The organism is Brotaphodocola sp., from assembly GCF_050873065.1.
GTDB lineage: Bacteria > Bacillota > Clostridia > Lachnospirales > Lachnospiraceae > Brotaphodocola.
Genome location: NZ_JBNMIC010000103.1, coordinates 1 through 4,356 on the forward strand (window position 1 = coordinate 1; position 4,356 = coordinate 4,356).

The following is a 4,356-nucleotide window of genomic DNA, read 5'->3' on the forward strand; positions in this document are numbered from 1 at the left end:
GCAGAGGGATTACGACAAATAGCATAAGAAGAATAAATATATAGGGCGGGGACTGCCCGAATTAACGCCTGTGGAGATAGTAGGTCACGAGGTCTGTGAAGCAGGAAGCCCATTGGCTTTAGACAATGGGCAGTTCACAATATTGCCTGCGCCTGCTGCACTCCTGCGGTGGGACAAGTCAGATGGATTCTGTCTGTAAATGTCCCCACACTTCATTGAAATATCCGGCGAATTCGGGAGCGTTTCGTCTCTTGAGAGGAGTGTCGGCTTCCGGAGAAAAATGGATTGTGAGAGAGGCTTTGATTGTGCCGGGGCGGGCAGTGAGAATCAGAATCCGATCGGCAATGCTGATTGCCTCGGCGAGATCGTGGGTGATTAGGAGGGCAGTTTTTCCGGCTGATCGAAGAATTGCGCTGATGTCGTCACAGACGGAGAGGCGGGTCTGGTAGTCGAGGGCGGAGAAGGGTTCGTCGAGAAACAGAAGATCGGGTTTTAAGGCGAGGGTGCGGATCAGGGCTGCGCGCTGGCGCATTCCGCCAGACAACTCGGAGGGGTGGGCAGACTCAAAACCGGAAAGCCCGTAGGTCTCAAGCATGGCTTTAAGTTCTTTCATGGTTTCCGGTGTTTTCTGTTTGCGGATTTCAAGTCCGAGGGCAGCGTTGTCGAGAATGGTGCGCCATTCGAGCAGATGATCTTTCTGGAGCATGTAGCCGATCTGTACATCAGGGCCGCAGATCGGTTTGCCTTTCAAGAAAATACTTCCCTCTTCGGGCCGCAGAAGACCGGAAATCAGGGAGAGAAGAGTGGATTTTCCACAGCCGGAGGGTCCGACGATTGCAACAAATTCGCCGGTGCCGATCTGGAAAGAAATATTTGAGAGCGCCAGAGTTGCGCCGTCCATGCTGTGATAGGAATAGCTGAGATTTTGAACATCAAGGATAGGAACCATGGTTTCCTCCGGAAAAATGGATTATTAAAAAAATTAAGTCGACGCAAGCATCCACTTTATATAGTAAAATAAGATATGCGGAAAATTTGGTATTTGACCCTTGCAATTCTAAACAAGGGGTGTTACAATATAAGCGATAACATGATGAACTGACGTTGAAGAGTGGGCTTTTGGTCCACTCTTAATTTATGCTTCAGGTACAGAACAAACAGAGAGAACCATACAGCGAAACAGGCAGAGAAATGGACATAAAGAAGCGGACAGAACAAATGCCGGCTGTGGAAAATGAGAAAAAGAGGTGACAGCATGACAAGAAGGGAAGAATATGAGGCAAAGACCGAACAGTTTCTGCTTCCGTTGCTTGCAGAGCATCAGTTTGAACTGGTGGATGTCGAGTATGTCAAGGAAGCCGGAAACTGGTATCTGAGATCTTACATCGACAAGCCGGGCGGAATTACCGTTGATGACTGCGAGGTGATCAGCCGACTTTTGAGTGACTGGCTTGATAAGGAAGACTTTATTGAGGACAGTTACATTATGGAAGTGAGCTCCCCGGGACTGGGACGTCCGCTGAAGAAGGACAAAGACTTTGAGCGGAGTCTGGGAGAAGAGGTCGAGATTCGTCTCTACAAGCCACGCAACCGCCAGAAGGAATTTACCGGAATCCTGAAAGCATACGATAAAGATACGGTAACACTGGAACTGGATGGAAATGACGAAGTGTTTGAGCGTGGAGATATCGCTTTGATCCGTCTGGCTTTTGATTTCTAGTCGTGAGATTATTGATTATTCGAGATTTGCGTGAAAGGGAATTTTAGGAGGATAAAAGAATCATGAATAAAGAATTAATTGAAGCATTGGATTTGCTGGAAAAAGAGAAAAATATCAGCAAGGCCACTCTGCTGGAGGCGATTGAGAATTCACTTCTGACTGCCTGCAAGAACCATTTCGGAAAAGCAGACAATGTGAAGGTAAACATCAATCCGGAGACCGGTGATTTCGCCGTATATGCATCCAAAGAGGTTGTTGAGACCGTGGAGGATCCGGTTACCCAGATCAGCCTTGCAGAGGCAAGAATCCGTGACCCGAAGTACTACCTTGGCGATACCGTTCATGTGCCGATCGAGTCCAAGTCTTTCGGAAGAATTGCAACTCAGAATGCAAAGAATGTAATCCTGCAGAAGATCCGTGAGGAGGAGCGCAGCCAGCAGTTCAGCGAGTGGTACCAGAAGGAGAAGGATGTCGTTACCGGTATCGTCCAGCGCGACAACGGACGCAACATCAGCATCAATCTGGGCCGTGTGGACGCTGTCTTAAGCGAGTCCGAGCAGGTAAAGGGCGAGGTATTCAAGCCGACTGAGAGAATCAAAGTATACGTTCTGGAAGTAAAGGATACGAACAAGGGACCGCGCATCACGGTTTCCCGCACGCATCCGGATCTGGTAAAGCGTCTCTTCGAGGAGGAGGTAACCGAGGTTAAGGACGGTACCGTTGAGATCAAGGCAATCGCACGTGAGGCTGGTTCCCGCACAAAGATCGCTGTATGCTCCAACGATCCGAACGTAGATCCAGTTGGTGCATGTGTCGGCATCAACGGTGCCCGTGTCGGCTCTGTTGTAAATGAGCTCCGCGGTGAGAAGATCGATATCATCACCTGGGATGATAACCCGGCAATCCTGATCGAGAACGCACTCAGCCCGGCAAAGGTAATCTGTGTTCTGGCAGATGAGGAAGCAAGAGAAGCTCAGGTAATCGTTCCGGATTATCAGCTGTCCCTGGCAATCGGAAAAGAGGGTCAGAATGCAAGACTGGCAGCAAGACTGACCGGATACAAGATCGACATCAAGAGCGAGTCTCAGGCAAGAGAGCTTGGACTGTTCGAGGAGATGGGAATTGACTATCAGGAGGACGGCGTTTACGACGACTTCGAGACCGATTATGAAGTTTCTGCTTCCGGTGAGGAATATGATTCTGCTGCTGGAACGGATGAATCATCAGAAGAAAACAAATAATTCAAAGTGGATGGTCGACTTGAATTTACAGGTAAGAATTCTGGACAGATGGGATGTGAAACGAGAGTGAGTACAAAGAAATTTCCGCAGCGTCAGTGTATCGGATGCGGCGAACAGAAGAACAAGAAAGAGATGATTCGGATTCTGAAGACTCCTGAGGGAGAGTTCACTCTGGATGCGACCGGAAGAAAGAACGGCAGAGGTGCTTATCTGTGCCCGTCTATGGAATGTCTGAAGAAAGCTGTGAAGGGAAAAGGACTGGAGCGCTCATTCAAGATGGCAATTCCGAAAGAAGTGTATGAGGCACTGGAAAAGGAGATGGAAAATCTTGGATAACAGACAGAAAATTCTGAACCTGATCGGACTTGCCACGAAGGCAGGAAAGACGGCAAGCGGTGAGTTCTCGACAGAGAAAGCGGTAAAGACAGGAAAAGCACGGCTGGTTCTGGTCTCGGAGGAAGCATCCGAGAATACGAAGAAAATGTTTTCCGACATGTGTACTTACTATAAAGTTCCAATCTGTTATTTTGGCAGTAAAGACGAACTGGGACACGCCATGGGAAAAGAGATGCGAGCATCTCTCGCTGTGACAGATACTGGTCTTGCCGGTGCGATTCAGAAGCAGATGGCAGCGAAATCCGCCGCTGATTGTGCAGACAACAAGCAGTGACACTTAATCGGAGGTAGTAGGTATGAATGTAAAGGAACTGGCAAAAGAATTAGGAAGGACGAACAGGGACATATTGAACATTTTAAATCATAATCATCAGAACGTGGCAAATGAAACAGAAAACCTGAGTGCAGAGCAGGTGGAGATCGCAAAGAACACTGTTGCTTCTCAGGCAGGACGTGCGGCAGCAGCAGATGCTCCGAAGAAGAAGATTGCAGCAGTATTCCGCACCCAGAATTCCCAGCAGAAGCCGGCACGCCCGAAGACTGCTGGAGAGAATGGCGAGCAGGCTTCCAAGCCGGCAAGTGCACAGGAGAGCAAGCCGTCCGCAGACAGCAGCGAGCAGGCAAAGCCGGTACAGGCAGGCGCTTCCGCTCAGGGAGGCTTTAACGGAAACCGTGATGGTGGAAACCGTCAGGGAAGCTTTAACGGAAACCGCGAGGGCGGAAACCGTCAGGGAGGCTTTAACGGAAACCGTGAAGGCGGAAACCGTCAGGGAGGCTTTGGCGGAAACCGCGAAGGCGGAAATCGTCAGGGAGGCTTTGGCGGAAACCGTGAAGGCGGAAACCGTCAGGGAGGCTTTGGCGGAAACCGCGAGGGCGGAAATCGTCAGGGAGGCTTTGGCGGAAACCGTGAAGGCGGAAATCGTCAGGGAGGCTTTGGCGGAAACCGCGATGGTGGAAATCGTCAGGGAGGCTTTGGCGGAAACCGCGATGGTGGAAACC

General features: G+C 50.0%; 5 protein-coding genes and 1 pseudogene. 5 read left to right on the forward strand and 1 reads right to left on the reverse strand.

The annotated features are described in order from the left end of the window. Positions 1–178: 178 nt before the first annotated feature. Positions 179–949 (reverse strand): ABC transporter ATP-binding protein, encoded by a 771-nt coding sequence (locus ACR0QE_RS13130; RefSeq protein WP_432628784.1) that lies wholly within the window; start codon positions 947–949, stop codon positions 179–181. Between the two features lie 306 nt (positions 950–1,255). On the opposite strand from ACR0QE_RS13130, the gene rimP reads away from it, so the two are divergent. From rimP to ACR0QE_RS13155, 5 genes and pseudogenes are all read left to right on the forward strand, one after another. Continuing rightward, positions 1,256–1,720 carry a ribosome maturation factor RimP gene (rimP, locus tag ACR0QE_RS13135; RefSeq protein ID WP_432628785.1) on the forward strand — a complete coding sequence of 155 codons (465 nt, stop codon included), beginning with the start codon at positions 1,256–1,258 and terminating at the stop codon, positions 1,718–1,720. Between the two features lie 62 nt (positions 1,721–1,782). Next, positions 1,783–2,961, forward strand: coding sequence for a transcription termination factor NusA (gene nusA, locus ACR0QE_RS13140; RefSeq protein WP_432628786.1), 1,179 nt, complete (start codon positions 1,783–1,785; stop codon positions 2,959–2,961). A 66-nt stretch (positions 2,962–3,027) separates the two neighbouring features. Further along, a complete protein-coding gene (rnpM, locus tag ACR0QE_RS13145; RefSeq protein ID WP_432628787.1) occupies positions 3,028–3,297 on the forward strand; it encodes an RNase P modulator RnpM in 270 nt (89 codons plus the stop codon). Continuing rightward, a complete protein-coding gene (locus ACR0QE_RS13150) occupies positions 3,260–3,631 on the forward strand; it encodes a L7Ae/L30e/S12e/Gadd45 family ribosomal protein (protein WP_432628788.1) in 372 nt (123 codons plus the stop codon). Before rnpM ends, ACR0QE_RS13150 begins: the two co-directional genes overlap by 38 nt. A 22-nt stretch (positions 3,632–3,653) precedes the next feature. Then, positions 3,654–4,356 (forward strand): annotated as a pseudogene (locus ACR0QE_RS13155) (translation initiation factor IF-2); the annotation flags it as partial.

Excerpts from the sequence above, each read along its gene's own strand:
- ACR0QE_RS13130 (WP_432628784.1), bottom strand. The coding sequence starts at position 949 with ATGGTTCCTATCCTTGATGTTCAAAATCTCAGCTATTCCTATCACAGC.
- rimP (WP_432628785.1), top strand. The coding sequence starts at position 1,256 with ATGACAAGAAGGGAAGAATATGAGGCAAAGACCGAACAGTTTCTGCTT.
- nusA (WP_432628786.1), top strand. The coding sequence starts at position 1,783 with ATGAATAAAGAATTAATTGAAGCATTGGATTTGCTGGAAAAAGAGAAA.
- ACR0QE_RS13150 (WP_432628788.1), top strand. The coding sequence starts at position 3,260 with ATGAGGCACTGGAAAAGGAGATGGAAAATCTTGGATAACAGACAGAAA.